The 23,072-nt window shown below is 67.5% G+C and carries 17 protein-coding genes and 1 other RNA gene; 8 read left to right on the top strand and 10 right to left on the bottom strand.

The features are described from left to right. Positions 1-353: 353 nt before the first annotated feature. Positions 354-752, bottom strand: an RNA gene (gene rnpB / locus H0I76_RS10680) — RNase P RNA component class A. A 31-nt stretch (positions 753-783) separates the two neighbouring features. Further along, positions 784-1,557 carry an N-acetylmuramoyl-L-alanine amidase gene (locus H0I76_RS10675; protein ID WP_200609854.1) on the bottom strand — a complete coding sequence of 258 codons (774 nt, stop codon included), beginning with the start codon at positions 1,555-1,557 and terminating at the stop codon, positions 784-786. A 156-nt stretch (positions 1,558-1,713) separates the two neighbouring features. On the opposite strand from H0I76_RS10675, the gene H0I76_RS10670 reads away from it, so the two are divergent. Continuing rightward, positions 1,714-3,129, top strand: coding sequence for a polysaccharide biosynthesis/export family protein (locus H0I76_RS10670; protein ID WP_200609853.1), 1,416 nt, complete (start codon positions 1,714-1,716; stop codon positions 3,127-3,129). Positions 3,130-3,187: 58 nt separating this feature from the next. Here the strand turns inward: H0I76_RS10670 and H0I76_RS10665 are convergent, their stop codons facing one another. After that, positions 3,188-3,976 carry a metallophosphoesterase gene (locus H0I76_RS10665; protein WP_200609852.1) on the bottom strand — a complete coding sequence of 263 codons (789 nt, stop codon included), beginning with the start codon at positions 3,974-3,976 and terminating at the stop codon, positions 3,188-3,190. A gap of 278 nt (positions 3,977-4,254) precedes the next feature. Between H0I76_RS10665 and glgB the strand changes: the two genes are divergently transcribed. After that, entirely contained in the window at positions 4,255-6,462 is a 2,208-nt protein-coding gene (glgB, locus tag H0I76_RS10660) for a 1,4-alpha-glucan branching protein GlgB (protein WP_200610062.1), read from the top strand. Between the two features lie 54 nt (positions 6,463-6,516). Here the strand turns inward: glgB and gloB are convergent, their stop codons facing one another. After that, a complete protein-coding gene (gene gloB, locus H0I76_RS10655; RefSeq protein WP_200609851.1) occupies positions 6,517-7,284 on the bottom strand; it encodes a hydroxyacylglutathione hydrolase in 768 nt (255 codons plus the stop codon). A 100-nt stretch (positions 7,285-7,384) separates the two neighbouring features. Between gloB and H0I76_RS10650 the strand changes: the two genes are divergently transcribed. Further along, the gene (locus tag H0I76_RS10650; RefSeq protein ID WP_200609850.1) at positions 7,385-8,164 is read left to right on the top strand and encodes a class I SAM-dependent methyltransferase; all 780 of its coding nucleotides are present in this window, start codon (positions 7,385-7,387) and stop codon (positions 8,162-8,164) included. A gap of 165 nt (positions 8,165-8,329) precedes the next feature. Here H0I76_RS10650 and H0I76_RS10645 read toward each other — a convergent pair whose 3' ends face one another. Then, entirely contained in the window at positions 8,330-9,655 is a 1,326-nt protein-coding gene (locus H0I76_RS10645) for an ATPase (protein WP_200609849.1), read from the bottom strand. A 495-nt stretch (positions 9,656-10,150) separates the two neighbouring features. On the opposite strand from H0I76_RS10645, the gene hisC reads away from it, so the two are divergent. The 3 genes from hisC to H0I76_RS10630 all read left to right on the top strand — a co-directional run bounded on the left by hisC (position 10,151) and on the right by H0I76_RS10630 (position 13,223). After that, complete coding sequence (hisC, locus tag H0I76_RS10640) at positions 10,151-11,248, top strand: histidinol-phosphate transaminase (protein WP_200609848.1); 1,098 nt, start codon at positions 10,151-10,153, stop codon at positions 11,246-11,248. Continuing rightward, a complete protein-coding gene (locus H0I76_RS10635; RefSeq protein WP_200609847.1) occupies positions 11,245-12,183 on the top strand; it encodes a prephenate/arogenate dehydrogenase family protein in 939 nt (312 codons plus the stop codon). The genes hisC and H0I76_RS10635 overlap by 4 nt, the downstream gene beginning before the upstream one ends. Before the next feature lie 398 nt (positions 12,184-12,581). Beyond that, positions 12,582-13,223 (top strand): extensin-like domain-containing protein, encoded by a 642-nt coding sequence (locus H0I76_RS10630; protein WP_200609846.1) that lies wholly within the window; start codon positions 12,582-12,584, stop codon positions 13,221-13,223. A 157-nt stretch (positions 13,224-13,380) separates the two neighbouring features. Here the strand turns inward: H0I76_RS10630 and H0I76_RS10625 are convergent, their stop codons facing one another. After that, positions 13,381-14,400 (bottom strand): DUF2125 domain-containing protein, encoded by a 1,020-nt coding sequence (locus H0I76_RS10625; RefSeq protein WP_200609845.1) that lies wholly within the window; start codon positions 14,398-14,400, stop codon positions 13,381-13,383. Between the two features lie 64 nt (positions 14,401-14,464). On the opposite strand from H0I76_RS10625, the gene H0I76_RS10620 reads away from it, so the two are divergent. Then, a complete protein-coding gene (locus H0I76_RS10620; protein WP_200609844.1) occupies positions 14,465-15,058 on the top strand; it encodes a gamma-glutamylcyclotransferase in 594 nt (197 codons plus the stop codon). Between the two features lie 16 nt (positions 15,059-15,074). Here the strand turns inward: H0I76_RS10620 and H0I76_RS10615 are convergent, their stop codons facing one another. From H0I76_RS10615 to H0I76_RS10605, 3 genes are all read right to left on the bottom strand, one after another. Further along, positions 15,075-16,154 (bottom strand): LysM peptidoglycan-binding domain-containing protein, encoded by a 1,080-nt coding sequence (locus H0I76_RS10615; RefSeq protein WP_200609843.1) that lies wholly within the window; start codon positions 16,152-16,154, stop codon positions 15,075-15,077. 195 nt (positions 16,155-16,349) lie between these two features. Then, positions 16,350-16,841: an NfeD family protein gene (locus H0I76_RS10610; protein ID WP_200609842.1), complete on the bottom strand. Its 492-nt coding sequence runs from the start codon at positions 16,839-16,841 to the stop codon at positions 16,350-16,352. Then, positions 16,841-17,860 (bottom strand): SPFH domain-containing protein, encoded by a 1,020-nt coding sequence (locus H0I76_RS10605; RefSeq protein ID WP_200609841.1) that lies wholly within the window; start codon positions 17,858-17,860, stop codon positions 16,841-16,843. The genes H0I76_RS10610 and H0I76_RS10605 overlap by 1 nt, the downstream gene beginning before the upstream one ends. Positions 17,861-18,009: 149 nt before the next feature. Between H0I76_RS10605 and H0I76_RS10600 the strand changes: the two genes are divergently transcribed. Beyond that, positions 18,010-20,610, top strand: coding sequence for a mechanosensitive ion channel domain-containing protein (locus tag H0I76_RS10600; protein WP_200609840.1), 2,601 nt, complete (start codon positions 18,010-18,012; stop codon positions 20,608-20,610). Between the two features lie 43 nt (positions 20,611-20,653). On the opposite strand, the gene H0I76_RS10595 is transcribed toward H0I76_RS10600, so the two are convergent. Then, on the bottom strand, positions 20,654-22,948 hold the full coding sequence (locus H0I76_RS10595; RefSeq protein WP_200609839.1) for an adenosylcobalamin-dependent ribonucleoside-diphosphate reductase: 2,295 nt from the start codon (positions 22,946-22,948) through the stop codon (positions 20,654-20,656). Between the last annotated feature and the right edge of the window lie 124 nt (positions 22,949-23,072).

Raw genomic sequence — 23,072 nt, 5'->3', positions numbered from 1 at the left:
GTGGTCTTGTCGTTACCGGAAGTGCATCGGGTGCCTGATTTTTTCGGTCTGCCCGCCTCCGTATGATTCTTATACCCGGAGGAACTTCCCCCTACAAGGATATTTCTCCCAAATCCTCCCCAAACCCTCCCAAATTTATAATCAAGATGTCTTTAACTGGAACAAAAAAAGAACATCATTCCATAACTGTCGACAATAAAGGCGCTCGGGCACGATATCAGAATGAACGCCGCGAATCCGGGATGCAAGTGCGGGCCGATGACGCTCGAATCAAGGCTTTCCGTCGGTCTGGGAGAAAATGGAATCCGCTCCAACGAGCGGCCCGGCACCAGGCGGCGGTTTCCACAATCGTGGGGTGCGGGCGATCTGTAAGCCGGGTTCTGTGCCGCGCGCCGAAGCATGCGGCGATGGCCATTCATCTGGGACCGCGGTCGCCCGCGGCCTCGCGCGATCTACCCGGACGACGGACCGGAGGCGGCCCCGGAGCGCGATGGCCCCTGTCGTCCCTATCTGATCTTGCTCCCGGTGGGGCTTGCCGTGCCGCCCCCGTTGCCGGGGGCGCGGTGAGCTCTTACCTCGCCGTTTCACCCTTGCCGGGACCAAAGCCCCGGCGGTCTGATCTCTGTGGCGCTTTCCCTGAGGTTCCGGACCGAAGCCCTCCCCCGCCGGGTGTTACCCGGCACCGTGCCTCCGTGGAGCCCGGACTTTCCTCACCGCCGCTTGCGCGGCAGCGCGGCCATCCGATCGCCCGCAGCGCTGAGGTAAGGGTTGCCGCGCCGCAGGTCAATCGGCAGAGATCGATGACGCGCGTTCCGGTGCCACGGGCCAGGACGCGGCGAGGCGTTCGAGATGCCGCAGCGCCGCGCGCCCCGGGAGCGCGCCTCGTGCCGCGTCGGCTGGCCGGAACCGCATCGCGAAGGAGGCCCAGACCGCGCGCAATGCATCGTCCCACCCGGCGCCCTCGCCGACCGGATAGCCGAAGCGCCGCGCCGCGTCGCGAAACGCGGCGGGGTCGGCGGGGCCGTCGGGCTGCGCGGTGTCGTCGGCGTCGAGCCAGACCGAGAGCCCTGCACGGGCAAGCCTGCGCCAGTCGAACTTCTCGCCCGGGTCGCGCTTGCGCCCGGGTGCGACACAGGCATGCCCGACGACGCGTTCCGGCGCGATGGCGTGGCGCTCGAGGATGCCAGCAAGAAGCCGCTCGACCGCCAGCATCTGCGGCTCGGGGAACGGCGGATGGCCAAGCTCGTGCCCCGGATTCACGATCTCGATCCCGATCGAGCGCGAGTTCACGTCCGTCACCGCGCCCCACGCGGCGACGCCGGCGTGCCAAGCGCGCGCACTCTCGGGCACGAGTGCGAAGATCCGCCCGTTCAAGTCGACCACGTAGTGCGCGCTGACTTCTGCCGACGGGTCGCAGAGCCGGTCAAGCGCACCCGCGCAGTCACTCATCCCGGTGTAGTGCAGGACCACCATGTCGGCACGCGCGCCGCCGCGGCGCGGCCCCTGGTTCGGGCTCGGCCGCTCGACCGGCGCAGTGGCACCATCACCCTTGGTCATCCCGTCGCACGCCTCCCCGGCCGTGTCGCTCAAGGCACGCCCGTGCTGCAATCGCACCGTCCGAATCGCTCCGGGCAATTCACGCTTAACCCGATCCCTGCCCGATGCTAAGACCTTGGCTCGGGGAGATCATACTGGCGAGGTGGGGAGACGCCGATGGCGATGAGGGGAATGATTCCGGTCGTGCTCGCGCTGAGCATGGCGGGTTGTGGGGTGGTCTACACGTCGCCACAGGTGCGCGACGGCTCGCCGCTCGGCGACGCCAAGGGGACCGACTACGATGTCGAGGTCATCGTCCTGACCGAGGAGACCGCGCGCGCCGCGAACCTTCAGCCCTACATCCCGGCGCGGCTTCCGCTCGCGCTTCAGCCCGGCGCGGCCGAGCGCACCCGCAATGCCGTTCGGTCATCCGTGCCGGACACCCTGATCCCGCCGCCCGAGCCGCAGTTCCTGCCCGAGCGACGCCCGGACTTCATCCCCGACCGCTTCCCGCCGCTTGCGGCGCCCGAGCCCTATCGCATCGGTCCCGCCGACGTCGTGCTGCTGTCGGTCAACGCACCCGCGACGCTCAACGACCTCCCGGCGCTGATCAATGCACAGTCCAAGCGTCAGGGATATGTCGTCCAGGACGACGGCTCCATCGCCATTCCCGACGTCGGCCGCGTCCAGATCGGCGGCCTGACCACGCCGGACGCCGAGGCAGCGATCTTCCGCGCCCTCGTCGCAGCGGGGATCGATCCCTCGTTCTCGCTCGAAGTGGCGGAGTTCAACTCGCAGCGCATCTCGGTGGGCGGCGACGTGGGCTCACCGCAACTGGTCCCGATTACGCTGACGCCCCTCTACCTGCACGAAGCGATCCAGGCGGCGGGCGGGCTGAGGGTCAGCGACCCCTCGGTCGCGAAGGTCCAGCTGTTCCGCGGGAACGAAGTCTACCAGATCGGCGGCGAGCGCTTCCTCTCCGACCCCACGGCACGCCAGGTGGTGATGCGCGACGGTGACAGCATCCAGGTCGTCTCCGAGTTCAGCGAGGCCGCCGCGCAGCTCTTCTTCGACCAGCAGCTTGCATTGCGCCAGTCGCAGATCCAGCAGACGCAAAGCGCGCTGACGCTGACCAATGTGCTTTCGCAGGTTCAGGATAACGAGCTGCAGCGGCTTGCCGAGGAGCGCGCGATCTTCGAGCGCAGGCTCGAGCTCGGCGCGGTCGAGCAGAACTTCGCCTACGTGACCGGCGAGGTGCGGCGCGCCCAGCGGGTGCCGCTGCCGTTCGAGCGCAGGGCCAGCCTTGCCGAGGTGATGTTCCACAAGGACATCCAGGGCCTTGCGATCGAGACGGCCGATTTCTCGGAAATCTATGTCATCCGCGCCGCCAGCGATCCGCGGCTGATGGGCAAGCTCACGGCCTATCATCTCAATGCCGAGAACGCGGTGAACTTCGCATCCGCGACCCGGCTCGAAATTCATCCCAACGATGTGGTGTTCGTCGCCGAACAGCCGATCACGTCGTGGAACCGGGTCATCAGCCAGATCCTTCCGCAGATCTTCCTGCAGGCCGCCAACGTCGCATCGAACTGACCCCGGCAGGCCTGCTTCGGACCATGGCGCCCCGTCCCGGCGGGGCGCCATTCTTCGTTCAGTCTTCGATGGTCTCGGTCAGGAAGTGGAGTTGCCCGGGGCCAAGCCGCGCCGCGCTCAGGCGCTGCGAGAAGTATGCCCCCGTGTCGATGGCGATCCGCCCGTTGGCCGCATGCGCGACATCCACGATGTAATGCCCGTGCACGACCCAGCGGCCATCGCTTCGCGGCTGCTCGAGAAAAGCCGGCACTCCCCAGACCAGCGCGCGATCGGATTGCATTTCGACCGGAAGCGCCGGGTCGGCGCCGGCATGGGCGAAGAGCACATTGCCACTGCTGTGGGAAAGGCTGAGGCCCCGCAGAAGATCGAGATGATCAGCCATCTGCTCGGCAAGCTCGGCCCTCAGGTCCTCGACGGCCTGGCCGTCAGCGGCTGGCCCCAGGACTCCGAGCCCGCCGACGCCATAGCTGAGCAGCGTCTGCAACCCTCCGAAACGGAGCCAGCGCGAGGGTGTCGCGCCGCGATCGATGAAGTCGAGCAGCATCGCCTCGTGGTTGCCCTGGAGCAGCACGGGAGACAACTCGGGCCAGGCATCAAGATTGGCGAGCAGATCGAGCACATCCCGGCTCGAATCGCCGCGATCGATGTAGTCACCGATCATCACCAGGGTCGCGGGCTCGCCCTCGGCACGGCTTTCGGCGGCAATCCGCTCGATCATCCGCTCGAGCAGCAGGGCCGCGCCATGGACATCGCCAACCGCGTAGATCCGTCCCTCCGGCTCGACGACGGTGTCGATCCGCGCCGTCTCGCGCCGGCCTCGCAGCTTGTCGATAAGTCCAAACACCATGCAATCGTCCACTGCCGCCATCGGAACGGCGCTGTATCCGCTTTCCCGAAACGAGATCCAAGCCTTGGCCGCTCCCCGCTCGGCCGACGTGATTATGCGCGGCGCATACAGGGTCGCGCAAGGCAAGCGAAGCCCAAGCGTGAAATGGCGGCATGGATTGCATCCATGTCATCAGCCCCTAGTATCTGCGACCATCCGATCCGGCCGTGCGCGCGCCTCGCGCGGAGTTTTCGCTGAACGGCCTGCGTCCCGAGCAGTTTCCAAGGGAGAGCCCTGTCATCGCCCCCCAGCGCTTCGATCCAGCCGCCCTCACTCCGCCCGACCAAGCCGAGGCGCTCGCCTCCGGCACGCACTGCAACCCCTTCAGCATCCTCGGCCTGCACCCGCTCGACGACGGATATGTCCTTCGGGCCTTCATCCCGGGCGCGGACGCGGTTGATGCGATCACCCCGGACGGGCGGAGCATTGTTCAGCTTGCGCCGGGCCCCGCCGAAGGGGTTTTCGCCGCATGGCTGGCGGCCGCGCCCGTGTCATGGCGCTTTTCCGCGCGGCGCGGCGACGACAGCTGGATCGAAACCGACCCTCACGCTTTCGAGCCCGTCCTCGGCGACCAGGATCTTCACTTCATCGGGGAGGGCACGCATCTCAGGCTCTGGACGGCGCTCGGCGCCCGGGTCATGTGCCATCAAGGTGTCGACGGCACGGCCTTCGCCGTCTGGGCGCCGAATGCGCGGCGCGTCTCGGTTGTGGGCGACTTCAACGCGTGGGACGGCCGCCGCCACGCGATGCGCCCAATGGGCACGAGCGGCGTGTGGGAGATCTTCCTTCCGGGGCTTCCGGCGGGCACACGCTACAAGTACGAAATCGTCGGCGCAGATGGCCGGCTGCTGCCGCTGAAGGCGGACCCGGTCGGGTTCGGCGCCGAGTTGCGGCCAGCGACGGCGTCGATCGTGCGCGACTTGCGCGGGCACGCATGGCGCGACGCTGAATGGCTGGCGCGGCGCGCGCGGCGCATGGATCCGGCCGCACCGGTCTCGATCTACGAGGTCCATGCCGCATCCTGGCGGCGCGAGAGCGGCTCGCGCTTCCCCGACTGGAACGACCTCGCGGATCAGCTTGTCCCTTATGCTGCCGAGATGGGCTTCACCCACCTCGAGCTCCTGCCGATCTCGGAGCATCCCTTCGACGGCTCGTGGGGCTACCAGCCCGTCGGGCTCTTTGCGCCCACGGCGCGCCATGGCGATGCCGAGGGATTGCGCCGCTTCGTCGACGCCTGCCACGCCGCGGATCTTGGCCTCATCCTCGACTGGGTTCCTGGACATTTCCCGGCCGACGACCATGGCCTCGCCAGGTTCGACGGCACACATCTCTACGAGCATGCAGACCCGCGCGAGGGCTTCCACCCCGACTGGAACACCCTGATCTACAATTACGGACGGCGCGAGGTCGCGAACTTCCTGATCGCCAACGCGCTCTTCTGGCTCGAGGAGCACCATGTCGACGGGCTCAGGGTCGATGCCGTCGCTTCGATGCTCTACCGCGACTACTCGCGCCGCGCCGGAGAGTGGACCCCGAACATTCACGGCGGACGCGAGAACCTCGAGGCCATCGAATTCCTGCGCGGCGTCAATTCAGCAGTCGCCGCTCATGCGCCCGGAGCGGTGACGATCGCCGAGGAATCGACCGCGTGGCCCGGCGTCACCGCCCCTTGCGCCGAAGGCGGGCTCGGCTTCGGCTACAAGTGGAACATGGGCTGGATGAACGACACCTTGTCCTACATGTCGGAAGATCCGGTCCATCGCCGCTGGCATCACAACAAGATGACCTTCGGACTGCACTATGCCTTTTCCGAGCGTTTCATCCTGCCGCTGAGCCACGACGAGGTGGTCCATGGCAAGCGGTCGATCCTGGGGCGAATGCCGGGCGATCGCTGGCAGAAATTCGCCAATCTTCGCGCCTATTACGGATTCATGTGGGGGCATCCAGGGAAGAAACTGCTGTTCATGGGGTCGGAGTTCGGCCAGGAGACCGAGTGGAACTTCGAGGCCGGGCTGGACTGGGGCGCGCTCTCGAACCCGCTGAACGCCGGTGTCAGGCGTCTCGTCGCGGATCTGAACCGCCTCTACCGCGCGACGCCCGCGCTTCATCAGCGCGACGCGCGCGCCGACGGTTTCCAGTGGATCGATGGCGGCGCGGCCGAGGCATCCGTCCTCGCATGGCTCAGGCATGGCGAGCCGGACGCGCCACCCGTCGCGGTGATGTCGAATTTCACGCCCACGCCGCACGAGGGCTGGCGCATCGGCCTGCCGCGGGCGGGTCGTTGGATCGAGCGCCTCAATACCGATGCGCGCGACTACGGGGGATCGGGTGTCGGCAACATGGGCGCCATCGTAGCGACCGAGCAGCCGTGCCATGGCCTGCCCTGTTCAGCCGTCCTCACGCTGCCGCCGCTCGGAACGGTCATTCTCGAGCACGAGGGCGGCTAGCAGCCAGACCGCACCACGCCGCGCGGAACGGCGCGCTGTCGGTTCGGGAGCCGTTCAGAAACGGTCCTTGCGGCGACGCACCTCGGCGAAGACCTCGGCGTCCGGCGCGCCCGCCATATCCACCGCCGCCTTCACCTCAGGCGTCGTCGCACGCAGGAAGGGGTTGGTTTCGAGTTCTTCCGCAAGCGTGACGGGAACGATCGGGTGTCCAGCCTCGTCGGCCTCCTTGATCCGCGCGATCCTGGCCTGCAGGGCTCTGTTCTTCGGCTCGATCGTCAGGGCGAAACGGCCATTCGCCGCGCCGTAATTGTGACCGGAATATATCTGCGTCTGAGGCGGCAGGCCCATCAGCTTGCCGAGCGAAGCCCACATCATGGGCATCGTGCCCTCGAAAACCCGGCCGCAGCCCAGCGCCATCAGGCTATCGGCCGTGAAAGCCGCCGGCACGTCGTCGAGGACGAATGCGATGTGGCCGATCGTATGGCCCGAGACGTCGATCACGCGCGCGACCGTGTCCCCCAAAGTGACCGTCTCGCCCTCGCTGATCTCGACATCGAGGGCCGGGAGGCGCGCCCGGTCGGCCGAATGCCCGACGACCTTTGCCCCGAAGCGCGCGCGCAGGGAATCGACGCCCTCGGTGTGATCGCCGTGGTGATGCGTGATCCAGATCTGGTCGAGCCCCCAGCCGCGCTCGGCCAGCGCCCTCTCGATCGGCTCGACGGCCGGGGCGTCGACAAGCGCCACCTGCCCGCTCGCCTCGTCCCTAACGAGGTAGGCGTAATTGTCGGCGCGGCAGGGGACGGTGACGATCTCGACAGGCATTGCGAAGCTCCTCGCGTTCCTTCAGGCTCGGGGCCGTCAGACTAGCCCCTCGCGCGCGGAGCACAATGCCGCCCGTGCGACTGATATGTTCGGCGGAGCCATGCACCTCGACGTTGTCGATCTGCGGAAGTTCTATCACAGCACCCCGCTCGGGAGGATGGTGCAACGCAGCCTGCGCGAGCGGCTCGCGACATTGTGGCCGGACACGCGGGGAATGACCGTCGCGGGCTTCGGCTTTACCACGCCCTTCATGCGCCCCTTCGTCGAGCGATCGGCACGCGTGCTCTGCCTGATGCCGGCGCAGCAGGGCGTGTGCCCCTGGCCGGACGAGGGACCGAACCATGCCGCCCTTATCGAAGAGACGCTCTGGCCCCTGCCCAACGGTTTCGTCGACAGGCTGATGGTCGTGCATGGCCTCGAGACCTGCGAGCGTCCGCAGGCGCTGCTGGACGAGATCTGGCGCGTTCTCGCCCCCGGCGGGCGTGCGGCGTTCATCGTGCCGAACCGCGCCGGTCTCTGGGCCCGGCGTGACGTGACGCCATTCGGATACGGCCGGCCCTACTCGGTCAGCCAGCTCGAACGCACGCTGGCGCAGCACCGCTTCGCAGCCGAGCGGCATGGCGGGGCGCTCTACCATCCGCCCTCCCATCGCCGTTTCTGGCTGAGGCTCGCCCCGGCGATGGAGCGGATCGGATCGCGGCTGGATGCCGAGCGGCTGGCCGGTGTGGTTCTGGTCGAAGCCACGAAGCTTGTCTACATCGCTCCGGCGAGTGGCGCGAAGGAGACCGCCCGCCGCCCGCTGCGCGTGCTCGAGGGACTGGCGCCACCGCGCCCGAAGCCTGCAGCGGGACGCGACGGTCGGATGCGGACGGGCGCCTGAGCAAGCCGCGCGCGATCGGCGCCTCGTCCACCCCGCGGCGCCCACCGGCGCAAAATGCACGTCAGCCGCGCGCCCGAGGGACAAGGGCGCGCGGCGACGGCAACTCAGTCGAGTCTAGGGTCGAGTGGGGCAGCACGTTGGCTTACCGCCCCACCTAGATCGAACTCACTCGTCGACGAAAAGGTTCCGCCAGGCCCTGAGAAGGATGTCCTGCGTGAACTGCGGCTGGATCCCTCGATAGGTGCACATCGCGAGCGTCTGGTCGCAGAGGAAGCGCGGATGGAAGGCGTGGAACCCCGCATCCTCGTGTTTGCCGTAGAGCTCGGCCATGATGAAGCCCAGCGTCCCTTCGTCCAGCTCGAGCCCGGCACGACGCGCGGTGCGCGCGAAGATCCGCACGAACGTCGCCTCGTCGGGCGGCCCGACGAAGATCTTGTACCGGATACGCCGCAGCGCCGCGTCATCGACAAGGGTCTTCGGGGTAAGGTTGGTCGAGAACACGACGAGGCTGTCGAAGGGAACCTCGAACTTCCGCCCCGTCTGGAGCGCGAGGTAGTCGAGGCGTGCTTCGAGCGGAACGATCAGCCGGTTCATGAGCGCCTGCGGGCTCTCGCGCTGGCGTCCGAAATCGTCCACGACGAACACGCCGCCGGCAGCCTTGAGCTGCATGGGCGCCTCGTAGACGCGGCTCACCGGGTTGTAGCTCAGGTCGAGCATGTCGACCGTGAGCTCGCCGCCCGCCGTGATCGACGGACGCTTGCAGGGAATGTAGCGCGGGTCGAAGCCGATGTGACGGCGCAGCCCGTCCCCGCCCGTCGCCTCGGCCTCGGCGCCGGTGGGCGTGTGCACGGTCGGATCATAGACGGTGATCACCTGCTTCTCTACCAGGATCGCGTGCGGCACGTAGATGTGGTCGCGATAGGCCTCGCAAACGGCAAGCGCAATCGAGGATTTACCGTTGCCCGGCGGGCCATAGAGCAGGACGGCCGAGAACGAGTTAACCGCCGGGCCGACCTCCTCCATCATCGCGTCGGTCAGGGTAAGATGCGCGAACACCTGGCGCAGCATCGCTTCGGACAGCCGCTCGTTGCGGATCGACTGTGCCCGGATCTGCGCGTTGTACTGCTCGACCGGAACGGGGGCGGGTCCGACCCACTCGCTCTGGGTGAGCGCGTCGAGCGCCCATTCGCGGCCCTTGACGGTCATCGCGTAGCGCATCTCGGCCGTGACCGAGGCGCCGAGCTGGCCGAGCGTGTCGATCAGCTTGTTCTCCTTGGCCGTCTCGATCAGTTCGCCAACGACATTCACGGGCAGGCACATCGCCCGGGCGATCTCGCTCGCACGCTCGAGGCCGCGGCGATAGATCGTCTTCATCATCAGTTCGACAAGGAAGCCCTCGGCAAGACCGGTGTCGGCGAGTGTCTGCGGGGCACGCGGCGCGGGAATTACTTTGACTGCGGCGCCATGCTCAAAGTTCAACGCAAGATTCATCGGCGTACCCTACCCCTTCTGGTTCGGACGCGCCGCCGGGTGAACGGGCCGCCGGCCCTCCCCTCCTGAATGACGGCGGAAGCCTCGCTTCTCCCGCCGTCACCCTGCCGTTGCGTGCCCTTCGGGAACTGGAGCGATCTCCCATCGGACGCGTCGGCGAGTCGCCACCCCGCGACTGTTCGTGGCTTCAAGCTGAACGCAGACCATGTTCATTTTTGGATCAGCTATGGCGCATTTTCGCCAAAGTCTCGAATCTGTGTCAAGAAATCCGTGTTAACAATTGATGAAAAACATCTTTCAAGATTCACATTTGAGCCGGTCGGGGCCTGGCTTCGTCGGGCCGCCGCCTCGTGGGCGTGTCGGCGCGCAGCGAAGCGAGCCAGATGGCGGGACCGCCCCGATTCCCGGCTGGGCGTCAGCCCCCTTCTCAAGCCGCGCTTGAGACTGTATGCGAGCAGTGAGGCTTTCTCGCGCGAGACCAACGGGCAGGACCAAATGAGCGCACATCCGACCATTCGCCCCCGTCCGGGCGTCATGGAGATTGCCCCCTATGTCGGCGGCAAGAGCCATGCGGCCGGGGCGAACCGCACGATCAAGCTCAGCTCGAACGAGAACCCCTTGGGCCCGAGCCCGGCCGCTCGCGCGGCCTACGCCGCATCGGCGGACGGGCTGGCGCTCTATCCCGACGGAAGCGCTGTGGCGCTGCGCGCCGCAATCGCCGAGACGCACGGCCTCGAGGCCGGCCGGATCGTGTGTGGCGCAGGCTCGGACGAGCTCATCGCGCTCCTATGCAAGGCTTATTCGGGCCCCGGCGACGAGGTCCTCTATTCGCAGCATGGCTTCCTGATGTACCGCCTTTCGGCGCTGGCCGCGGGGGCGACACCCGTGGTCGCGCCCGAGGCGGAGCTGACGACGGATGTCGACGCGCTGATCCGCGAGCTCACGCCGCGGACGCGCCTCGTGTTCCTTGCCAACCCTAACAATCCCACCGGCACGATGGTGGATGCGGGCGCGCTCGCGCGGCTTGCCGAGGCGCTCCCGCCCGCGGCGCTGCTGGTTCTGGACGCGGCCTATGCCGAATATGTCCGTGACCAGGGATACGACGGCGGCGTCGGCCTGGTGCGCGCGCGCGATAACGTCGTGATGACCCGCACCTTCTCGAAGATCCACGGCCTTGCGGCGCTCCGGCTGGGCTGGGCCTATGCCCCGGAACACGTGGTCGACGTTCTGAACCGGGTGCGCGGCCCGTTCAACGTGTCCGCACCCGCACTCGCTGCGGGCGAGGCCGCGATCCGCGATCGCGAGTATGTCGATCACTGCGCCATCCAGAACGAGGTCTGGCGCGACTGGCTGGCGAAGGAGCTCGCGGCGGCAGGTCTGAAGGCCGTGCCATCGTCGGCAAACTTCCTGCTGGTCGAGATCGGGCCGAGTGCGCCGGCGGCGGACGAGTACCTTCAGCTGCGCGGCATCGTCGTTCGCCGGATGGAGGGCTACGGCCTGCCCCACCACCTGCGCATCTCGGTCGGCGACGAGGCGGCCTGCCGCGCGGTCGCCGGGGCGATGCGCGCCTTCGTGGCCGAGAGCGCCCGATGAGCGGCACCCACTTCCGCCGTGTGGCCCTGATCGGGCTGGGCCTGATCGGCTCGTCGATTGCCTGGGCCACGCGGCGCGCAGGGGCGGCGGACGAGATCGTGGGATACGCGCGCTCGGCGCAGACGCGCGCCACTGCCCGCAAGCTCGGGTTCTGCCACAAGGTGGTGGAAAGCCCGGCCGAGGCGGTGGAGGACGCTGATCTCGTCATCGTTTGCGTTCCGGTCGGCGCCTGCGGGGCGGTCACCGCGGAAATCGCGGGTTCGCTCGCGGCGGGCGCGATCGTGTCGGATGTGGGCTCGGTCAAGACCTCGGTGATCGCGCAGATGGCGCCGCACCTGCCCGCGAATGTCCATTTCGTCCCGGCGCATCCCCTCGCGGGGACCGAGCATTCGGGCCCCGAGTCGGGCTTCGCCGAGCTCTTCGACAGCCGCTGGTGCATCCTGACGCCGCTGCCCGACGCCGATCCGCACGCCACCAGGCGCTTGCGATCCTACTGGGAGGCGCTTGGCGCGCGCACCGACGAGATGACCGCCGAGCACCACGATCTCGTGCTCGCCGTCACCAGCCATGTGCCGCATGCGATCGCCTACACCATGGTCGGGGTCGCCGATGACCTTCAGCGCGTGACGGATTCCGAGGTGATCCGGTACTCGGCAGCCGGCTTTCGCGATTTCACCCGGATCGCGGCATCCGACCCCACCATGTGGCGCGACGTCTTCCTCAACAACCGCGAGGCGGTCCTCGACATCCTTGGCCGCTTCGCCGAGGAGCTCTTCGTCGTGCAACGCGCGATCCGCACAGGTGATGGCGACTACCTCCACGACTATTTCACTCGAACGCGCGCGATCCGCCGCGGCATCATCGAGGCGGGGCAAGACACCGCCGCCCCCGATTTCGGGCGCATCCACAAGGCCGAGAAGGGGCGGGCTGGGTAATGGCGGCGATGGGGACCTCAGCGATGGTCCTCGCCCTCTGGGCGCTCGCCGCTGCGCCGTTACCGCCCGCCCGCCCGGCAATTCCAGGCGAAGCCTTGGAAATCGTGACGCCGGCGCCGGCACCATCATCCGACGCCGCGGAGACGGTCGATCGTGTCGAGCCGACGGCACCGTTCGGACCCGAGGACGAGGCAAGCGACAGCCCGCTTGCCCCGGCGACCTCCGACCGACCTCCCTACGCCATCCCGCCGCGCGTCGCAGCCGGCCTTGCCGAGGCAAGGACGCCAGTCTCCCCTCCGCCAACGCAGCGCGTCGAGCAAAGGCCAGCCACAGGCAACGACGGCACGCCTGATCAGCTCGCTTCTCCGCTCCCGCCGCCGCGTCCCGGCGCAGGGGTGATGCGACCGCGAGCGCGCCCCGAGGCTGCGACGGACGCGGTGAAGTTCGTCGCGCTCGAACCAGCAGCGGTCGTACCCGCTCGGCTGCCCGACGACAGCCGCGGCCCGCAGCCCGACCAGTTCGTCTGCCGAGATCCCCGCCTCGCAGGCTCCGTGATCCCGGCGATCGGGGATTATGGCGCTCCGTGCGGCGTTACCCTGCCCGTTCGCCTCACCTCGGTCTCGGGCATCGCGTTCGACACGCCGGCGACACTCGACTGCCCGACTGCACGGCGCGTTGCGCACTGGCTGACGGGTGTCGCCGAGCCGCTCGCCCGGAAGCATCTCGGGAGCCGGATCGTCGAGGTTGACGTCATGGGCAGCTATTCGTGCCGGACTCGGAACAACCGGCCGGGCGGGCGCATCTCCGAGCACGCGGTGGGTCGAGCGATCGACGTGGGCGGCTTCCGCCTTGCAGACGGCCGCCGCATCTCGGTCAAGGAAGACTGGGGGCAAAAGAGCGAGGGAAAATTCCTCAAGGCCGTGCACCGCCAGTCCTGCGGACTGTTCATGACCGTGCTCGGCCCCGACGCGGATCGCTATCACCACGACCACTTCCACCTCGACACCGCGCGCCGCCGGGGCAACGCCTACTGTCGGTGAAGCCGATCAGGGATGAGGGAGACTCGCCGGGCGCCCGCCGCCTTCCGGGGTGAGAGTGCGAGCGCTTACACACGACGCCCGGCACCACTCAAACGCAAGTTGGCGCAACCGGTTCCCGAAGATTCCTCGATTGACCGATTTTTTCGCGTTTGCCGCTTCATGGCGGCAGAAGGCGGGGCGCCGGGCCGATCGGCACGGGGCCGATGCGCGCCCGCCCGCGGCCAAAGCTCAGCGTGACATCGAGCTCGTCCGAGCCATTGAACAACGCCACCAGCCCGAGCGCACCCTCGACCGCATCCGCGACCTCGTCGTTGAGAGCACCGCTCGTGCGCGCGAGCGCGAGCAGCCGCCGCCAGTCGCTGAGGCTGAGCGCGATGTCACCCTCGGCAAGCCCCTGCGCGTCCGCATCGAGGCGCCCGCGCGCGGTCAGGCCCATTCCGTCCCAGTCGAACTCGGCGCGCCGGAGCACGAGGGTGCGTACGCCCAGATGCCCGTCCTCGATGACATGCCGGTCGAGCTGCCGATCGGGCACGAACAGGGCATCGAGGCGGAGCGCCGTGACCTCGGGCTTGAGCAGCCCGGTGGGGTCGATCTGCTTCATGAGCGTATCAGGCAACAGCACGGATTGGGCCGTGAGTTCCAACTGGTGCGTCTCGGGGGGCTCGCCCTCGATCGTTCGGCGGCGAAGGCCGGCATCGACCAGCTTGGCCCCCGCGCGCCAACCCGACTGCCCTACGACCGCAAGGTCGCGCGCGACAATCGAGCCTTCCCGCAACTGCAGATCGAGCCCCGGGAAGAGCGCGAGAACCGCCGTCATTTCGCTGCTCTCGATCGCGGCGCGCTCGCCGGGGACGGCCAGGGTCTGGCTGGGGGCTAAGACAGCCGTGACATGCGTCGGATCCGTTGCCGGCCGGTCGAGGACCAGTTCGGGCGCGCTCCAGGCCCAGCCCGCATCCGGATCCGCCAGAGCAAGCTTGGCGATGCGCGTGGTGAAACGGCTCGGGAACCCCCCTGTCTCGATGGCGCTCGTCTCGGCCTGCCACCCTTCCGCGGCCCGGCCCTGGAACCAGCCCTCCAGCGCCGCCTCCTGACCGTTGGCAGCAACCACCCACCACGCGACCCAGCCAGCGGCTGCGATCGCGAACAGAACGCTTGCGGCCTTCAGAAGGCGGATCATCGGCCTCTCCTTGCACGGAACCGGCGAGGGTTATACCTCAGATGCGATGGAGGGTGGCAACACCATGACTGACGGCGGATTCTGGGTGTTTGGCTACGGCTCGCTGATGTGGCGGCCCGGTTTCGAGTATCTCGACCGCCGCATGGCGCGGCTGCGCGGCTATCGGCGTGCCTTCGCCCTGCGATCGGTGCGGTACCGCGGGACACCCGAGGCGCCGGGCCTCGTCCTCGGCCTCGACTGGGATCCGAACGCCGTCTGCACCGGCATGGCCTTCCGGGTCTGCCCGACGCGTGCCGAGGCGGTACGCACCTACCTCGCCGAGCGGGAGCTGGTCACGCGGAGCTATTTCGAGGTGCTCCATCCGGTGACGCTTGATGACGGCGACCCGGTGGACGCGATCTGCTACATCCTCGACCGGACCCATCCCCAGTATTGCGGCGGCCTCAGCCTCGACGAGCAGGCAAGAATCATCTCGCGTGCCGCCGGTCCCGCGGGAACCAACCGGGACTATCTCCACAACACGGTGGCCCACCTCATCGAATTGGGTGTCGAGGACAGCACGCTCGAGGAACTCGATCACCGCGTCCGCGAGATCTCCGGCGACCCCGACACGCCAGATGGAGCCGGCGCCCGAGCACAGGCGCATCAGGCGTCCTGACCGCCCCCGGCTCCGCTCAGATCGTGTTTGCCTCGAGCGCGAGGTGGTTGCCCACGACCTCGGACCATTCGCCGGACTGGCGCGTCGCTTCGAGCCCGCGGTTCAGCGTCAGCAGAAAGGTCTGCCCGCGCGGGTTGTCCTTCGGCGCGATGACATGGATCGTTCGACGGCTGCGAAGTCCAGTCGCCTCGACGGCCGCACCGTCGGCGCCCAGATGCGGCATCAGCGCGTCAAGTCCCGGACCGCTCGCCGACACCAGGTCGGTTCCGCCAGACGCGAGCAGGGCAAAGCAGTCGCGGGTATGGGCCTCGCGCAGCACCTCGATGCCTTCGACGTCGGGCACGTCCCCCGGGAAGCGGCCCGTCGCCCGGCATACGCGCTTGCCTGACACTGCAGAGAGATCCGTCGATGCCGCCAGCGGGTCACCAGCCGCCACGTAGAAGCGTGTCTCGACCTCGGCGAAGGGCTCCGAGAAGATGAACCCTTCGCAAAGCCGCCGCTGCCGCGCGCCCAGCGCGGGGGCGTTCCCGCAATCCGGCCGGGCGATCGGGAAGCCAAGATCGAACGTGCCTGCTGCGAGCGCGTCGACCGGATCGACCTCGGTCTCGTCGAAATACACCTCGTAATCGACCAGCGAAGGCGCACGAAGCATGGCGCGGGTGACAAGCTCGGTCACCATGCCGCCTTCGGGCAGGCGTTTGCCCGCATAGGGCGCGGCTTCCGAGACCACGATGATGCGCGCGGTCGGGGACTGGCCCGCCACCGGCTCGGTCTGTGCGCCTTGTGCCTGACCGGTCGAAGCGGTCTCGCCCGCGGCGTTTGCGGCCCCTTGCGGCGCCAGACCGGCAAGCGCCTCGTCCCGCGTCTGGAACCCGCTGCCATCGAGGCATGGGATCAGGAGCTGATCCCCGATCTCGACCTCGGCCGGAGAGGGCATGAAGCCGCGGTTCGCGCGGTAGATCGCCATGTAATCGGGTCGCGGATACGCCCGCGAGGCTATGGCGTGCAGCGTATCGCCGCGGACCACGGTGTAGAACGAGCCGCAGGCGATAGGGCCCCTGCCCTGCGCCGGCGCCTCGCCAGCGCTCCACAGCACGGTTGCAATACCCAACGCGGCGACGCGCGCGGATAAACCGGCAAACTGACCCATCATAATCTGCACCCTCTGACCAAAGCCTGCGGAAAAGTGGAGGTTCTCCAATTTCTGCGGGCCTTTAGACAGTATTCTTAACAAAGTATTAAAATTCGGCAAGCCCCGTTGCGAGGCGACCTGATCAATCCTGCGTGCGACTCAACCCGCGATGTCGACCAGAAGCGTAGTGCCCTCGGCCGCGAGAACGCGCATCAGACTGCCCGGTCCGGGCTGCGCGTCCCGGTCGAGATTCCCGGAAAGTCGCGCACGCCACCCGACGCCATCGATCTCGATCGTGCCGACCCCTGCGCGAAACGGGCCCGCGACGACGCCGACGCGCCCCACGAGCTGCGCGGCACGGCGATTGAGGTTTCCCCCGTCCGCTGCGCCGCCCGAGCGCCGCGCACGCAGCCATGCCCAGCCCGCCACCGTGTAGACAAGCGCCGAGAGCGCGAAGGTCAGGACCTGCGTCGTGCCGGTGGTCTCCGGGGCGAGGAAGAGAAGCCCGCCGACCGTGAGCGCCGCGAATGAAAGCCAGAGCAGGAAATAGGTGAAGGTCACGACCTCCACCGCGCCCAAGGCAAGGGCGAGCGCCACCCACCACCAGGCCGAAGTGCCGTCGAGGAAACCGAAGAGGTCGATGGCGGGCATCAGCTGCCTCCCCACGGACGAGCCCCGGGATCCGGAGCGCCGTCGCCACCATCCGTCGTGCCCGCGCCCCGCGCGTCGCGCTTGACGGGCTGCCCGATCGTCCGCGTCAGTTCCGCGATTCCGGCGACCGCTCCGGCGATGCCGCCGGCTTCGATCGGCACGATCACGACGCGGGAACTGGGGCTTGCGGCGATGTCGCGCAGCGCCTCGGTGTACTTCGTGGCAACGAAGTAGTTTACCGCCTGGATGTCACCCTCGGAGATCGCGAGGCTGACCATCTCGGTGGCTTTCGCTTCCGCCTGGGCGAGGCGTTCGCGCGCTTCCGCGTCGAGGAACGCGGCTTCGCGCCGGCCTTCCGCCTCGCGGACCTGGCTCTCGCGCACGCCTTCCGCCTTGAGGATAGCGGACTGCTTCTGCCCCTCGGCCTGGAGGACGTCGGCGCGCTTGTCGCGCTCGGCCTTCATCTGCCGTCCCATCGCGGCCACGATGTCCGCGGGCGGCGACAGATCCTTGATCTCGACCCGCGTCACCTTCACGCCCCAGGGATGGGCGGCGTCGTCGATGATGCCCAGGAGCTTCGAGTTGATCACGTCGCGATTCGACAGCACATCGTCGAGATCCATCGCACCGATCACCGAGCGGATATTTGTCATCGCGAGGTTCTGGAGCGCGTTCTCGAGGTCGCGGACCTCGTAGGCCGCCATGCTCGCTTCGATCACCTGGTAGAATGCGACGGCATCGGCATGAACCATCGCGTTGTCGCGGGTGATGACTTCCTGTCCCTCGATGTCGAGGACCGTCTCCATCATGTTCATGCGGCGGCCAACGCGCTCGATCACGGGCCAAAGGAAGCGCAACCCGGGACCAAGGGTGCGGACATACCGCCCGAAGCGCTCGATCGTCCATTCCTCGCCCTGCGGCACGCTGCGCACGGCGCGGCTGATGACGATGATCGTGAAGATGACGAGGACGATGACGGCGATCTGAAGAACGCCGAGATTCCCATCGATACCATTCATGTGACGCGCTCCCCTCAAACGCACCGACGATCGGGCGCGCGCTTGAAATCTGGCCGTTTCAAACCAGAATTACAACGCTCGGGTGGAAGAGCTTGGGATGGGCCTTCGTTGACATGCCGACCCCAGAAGACCTATCAGCGACGGACCGTATGACCCGCATCGAGCGTCAGCCTTTGCGGATGCCCTTCCTGAAGCAGACGGCACGAGTTTTCATGAACACCATTGCACGACTGGGCTCGATGCCCGGGCTGATCCCGTTCATATTCCTGGGCCTCGCGGTGCTTTCGGCGTCTCCAGCCGCCCCGCAGATTGCCGCACCGCAAGTCGAAGCGCCTGTCCGCGAGCCAGAGATCCCCGAGGGTGCGCGGGTGCAGCAGGATCCGTCCTCGACATCCAATGCACAGGCAAACGAGCCCGGCCAGGCGGCACCTGCGACAGGAACGACGCCCGAGAGCGCGCCCGCCTCGGCTGAGTCCGTCATTTCCGAGGCCCGCGCGCTCATCGCGATCCTGCGCGATGCAACGGCCCGTGACCGGCTGATCGCCGAACTTGAGCGCCTGGCGGGCGAGACCGATGGCTCCGCGCCTACATCCGCCGCCGCCGATGCCCCTGCAACACCGACTGGAGGGCCTTCGCAAAGACCGGCCGTGAACCGCGGAAAAAGCGACGCCAGCGCCGAAGACCCTCCGATCGGGCGCCGGATTGCCGAGGTCACGCATGAGGCCATGACGAGCGTGATGGCGAGGGCGCAGGAGGTGTATCGCGGGCTGCGCGCCACGCAGCGCCGCCTGTCGGGGCTGGCCAACACGAATGTCGACGAACTCCTGTCCGCGATGGAAGCCGTCGGGATCGCGCTGGCGATCGCGACCGGTATCCGCGCGATTCTCTGGGGCCCGGTCCAGTGGTGTCGGAGGCGCCTGGGCGCCATAGCGAGCCGCACCGGCCCGCTGAGGCGCGTCGTGACCGACGCCGCGGCACTGGTCGTTGATGCGATTGCACTCATCGTCTCGGCCGCGACGGGCGCATTTACGACCATCGCCTATCTGGGGCAGCGGCTCGACATCGAGCTGCACCAGGCGCTCTTCCTCAACTCCTTCATCATGGTGGGGCTCGGCTGCGTCGTCCTGCGCGCCATCCTTTCACCCAAGGTCGAAGGTTTGCGCATTGCCCCGATGGGCAGCGCGACCGCGCATTACTGGATGCGCTGGGGGGGGCTGCTGATCGCGTTCCTCGGCTACGGCCTGCTGCTTGTCGTGCCACTGGTCAACGAGACCGTGAACATCTTCACCGGCCGGGCGGTCGCGGTCGTGGTCTACGCGATCTTCCTGCTCAGTGCGATGGCGCTGGTGATCAGAAACCGTCGCGTGCCGCGCGAGTATTACGAGAAGCGCGCCGAGGAGAGCGGCGGCGACGTCACGCTCACAATCATCGCCCATGCGGCGCGCTACTGGCATATCGCCGTGGTTATCTATCTGCTCACCCTGTTCTCGGCAGCGGTTCGGCAGTCGGGCAATGTCGGGCCGATGCTCGTCGCCACGGCGAAGATCGCCGCCGCCGCCGCGCTCGGCGCATTCGTGATGGCCGTGCTCGGCAGGATCAGCGCGAGAGGCCTGAAACTGCCCTCGGGAGTGAATGAGCGGCTCCCCCTGCTCGAGCGGCGGATCAATACCTTCGTGCCCGCCTTCCTGAACGTCGTGCGTTTCGTGATGATGGTGATGGTGGTCGCGTTCTCACTGCACACCATGGGCGTGGCTGACCTCGAGGCATGGCTGGAAGGCTCGTTCGGCGTCGACATTGCCGAGACCCTGATCTCGGCCAGCGTGATCGTCCTGGCCGGCTTCGCGGTCTGGCTCGCCCTCACCAGCTGGGTCGACTATCGCATGACACCGCGGCGTGGACGCCGGGTCACCTCGCGCGAGCAGACGCTGCTGTCGCTCCTGCGCAACGCCGCGACGATCGCGATCGCGGTTTTCACGCTGATGTTCGTGCTCTCCGACATCGGCATCGACATCGCGCCGCTCATCGCATCGGCCGGTGTGCTGGGCCTCGCGATCGGCTTCGGCGCGCAGAAGATGGTGCAGGACATCATCACCGGCATCTTCATCCAGTTCGAGAGCGCCATCAATGTGGGCGACGTCGTGACCCTGGCGGGCACGACCGGCACGGTCGAGAAGCTGACCATCCGCTCGGTCAGCCTGCGCGACGTCCACGGGGTCTTCCACATCATCCCGTTCAGCTCGGTCGACGCGGTCTCGAACTACATGCGGGGCTTCTCCTACCACGTCGCCGATATCGGCATCGCCTATCGCGAGGACATCGACGAGGCCAAGGCGCTGATGATCGAGGCGTTCGAGACGCTGCGCTCGGATCCCGAGCAGGGCAACAAGATCCTTGGCGATCTCGAATGGTTCGGCGTCCAGCAGCTTGGCGACTCGGCCGTGGTGCTGCGTGCACGGATCAAGACCCGTCCGGGCGATCAGTGGTCGATGGGCCGCGCCTACAACGAGGCGGTCAAGAAGCGCTTCGACCAGGCGGGTGTCGAGATCCCCTTCCCGCACATGACCATCTGGTTTGGCGAGAACCGGGACGGCTCGGCCCCGCCGGCGCAGCTTGCGCTCGCCGATCGCGGCCTGACGCGGGCCCTCGTCGAGCCGTCTCCTGCAGCCAGAAGCGACACGAAGCGGGCCAGGCCGAAGGCCGCCAAGCCGACCGAGGATGCGCCGCTGGGGGATGACGGCGACGAGAACTGAGGTCAGCGGTGCCAAGCGGCTGGCGGCGGCAGCGCGCCCCCGCCTAACCGCATTTCGAGTGTCCGCAGTCGAGGCAGACCTCGCAGCCCTCGCGCAGGGTGGTGTTGAAGCTGCCGCAATTGGGACAGGCCGAGGGGACGGCACGATCCTGGCCGACGGCGACCTGCTTGGCCGCGGCCGGGTCCTCGGCAAGACCCATGCCCTCGCCATCGATGAAGTCGATCTCCACCAGGTGCCGCTCGATCACCCCGCCGATCGCGGCGAGGATCGAGGGCACATACCGCCCCTTCATCCAGGCCCCGCCCCGCGGGTCGAAAACGGCCTTCAGCTCCTCGACCACGAAGCTCACGTCGCCGCCACGCCGGAACACGGCCGAGATCATGCGCGTGAGCGCCACGGTCCAGGCGTAGTGCTCCATGTTCTTCGAGTTGATGAAGATCTCGAACGGCCGGCGCCGGCCTCCCACGATCACGTCGTTCATCGTGATGTAGATGGCATGCGGGCTGTCGGGCCATTTGAGCTTGTAGGTGATGCCTTCAAGCGTTTCCGGCCGGTTCAGCGGCTCGGCGATCCAGACGACATCGCCCGCGCTTGCGTGATCGGCATCGTCCTCCGCGCCTGCCGCCGGCTTCGCGACGGACTGCGACACCTCGAGCACCGATCCCGTGACGTCATTTGGCCGGTAGGTGGTGCATCCCTTGCAGCCGCTGCGCCAGGCTTCGAGGTAGACGTCCTCGAACGCGTCGAAGGGAATGTCGGCAGGCAGGTTGATGGTCTTCGAGATCGAGCTGTCGATGAATTTCTGCGCTTCCGCCTGCATGACCACGTGGTCATGGGGCGCCAGGTCCTGCGCCGTCACGAAGGTCTCGGGCAGCGGCGCGTCGGGTCCCTTCAGATCGCGCCAGCGCGCCAGGGCGTAATCGACGACCTCCTCCTCGGCACGCGTGCCGTCGGGCAGCAGGACCTTTCGCGTGTAGGACAGCGCGAAGATCGGCTCGATCCCCGAGGAGACGTTTCCGGCAAAGAGCGAAATCGTGCCCGTGGGCGCGATCGAGGTCAGTAGTGCGTTGCGGATGCCATGGCTCGCGATGCCGTCTCGGACATGTTGCGGGAGCGCGGCGACTGTCTCGCCGGCCATGAACTTCTCGCGGTCGAACAGCGGAAAGGCGCCCTTCTCGCGCGCAAGCCCGACCGAGGCGGCATAGGCGGCATCGCGGATGGCGCTCAGCCAGGCGCCGCTCTGCGCCACCGCCGCGGGCGTGCCGTACCGCACCCCGCACATCGCCAGCGCGTCCGCGAGCCCCGTGACGCCCAGCCCGATCCGGCGTTTCGCCCGCGCCTCCTCGGCCTGCTGGGCCAAGGGAAAGCGCGAGGCATCGACCACGTTGTCCATCATCCGGACCGCGACCGACACGAGGTCCGAGAGTTCCTCGGCATCGACGCCCGCGTCCTCGCCGAACGGGTCGCGCACCAAGGCGGCAAGGTTGATCGAGCCGAGCAGGCAGGCGCCGTAGGGTGGCAGCGGCTGCTCGCCGCAGGGATTCGTGGCCGAGATGGCCTCGGCATACCAAAGGTTGTTGAGCCGGTTGATCCGGTCGATGAAGATCACGCCCGGCTCGGCGTAATCATAGGTCGCGCGCATGATCCGGTGCCACAGGTCGCGCGCCCGAAGGGTCTTGTAGACCACGCCATCAAACACGAGGTCCCAGGGCTCGTCGGCTTCGACCGCCGCCATGAACGCGTCGGTGGCGAGGACGGAGAGATTGAACATCCTGAGCCGCGCGGCGTCGCGCTTGCTCTCGATGAAGGCCTCGATGTCGGGGTGGTCGCAGCGCATCGTCGCCATCATCGCGCCGCGACGCGACCCGGCCGACATGATCGTCCGGCACATGGCGTCCCAGACATCCATGAAGCTCAGCGGTCCCGAGGCGTCGGCCCCGATGCCCTTCACCGCCGCGCCCCGCGGCCGGATGGTCGAGAAGTCATAGCCGATCCCGCCGCCCTGCTGCATCGTCAGCGCGGCCTCCTTGAGCGACTCGAAGATCCCCTCCATCGAATCGGGGATCGTGCCCATCACGAAGCAGTTGAAAAGCGTGACCGCCCGGTCAGTCCCCGCACCGGCGAGGATCCGCCCAGCGGGAAGGAACCTGAAACTATCGAGAGCCGCCCGGAACCGGGGCTCCCAAACGGCGGGCTCGGCTTCGACGGCAGCCAGCGCATGCGCGACACGCCGGAAGCTGTCGTCCAGGCTCGCGTCGAGCGAGTCCCCCGATGGCGACTTGAAGCGATACTTCATTTCCCAGATCTGTCGGGCGATCGGGGCCGTGAAAGCGGTCATCGGGCGGATCCTGTCGTCCTGAGGCGCAGACAGAACATCTTAAGAACGCGCAAGGGAGGGGTCAACGCTTCGACGCCTATCACGAAACCTGGGACCGGCACACCTGTTGCCCGACGCACGCGAT

The sequence above is a fragment of the Thermohalobaculum xanthum genome, assembly GCF_016623495.1.
GTDB classification, from domain to species: Bacteria; Pseudomonadota; Alphaproteobacteria; order Rhodobacterales; family Rhodobacteraceae; genus Thermohalobaculum; species Thermohalobaculum xanthum.
This window is presented reverse-complemented; position numbering and strand designations above follow the sequence as displayed.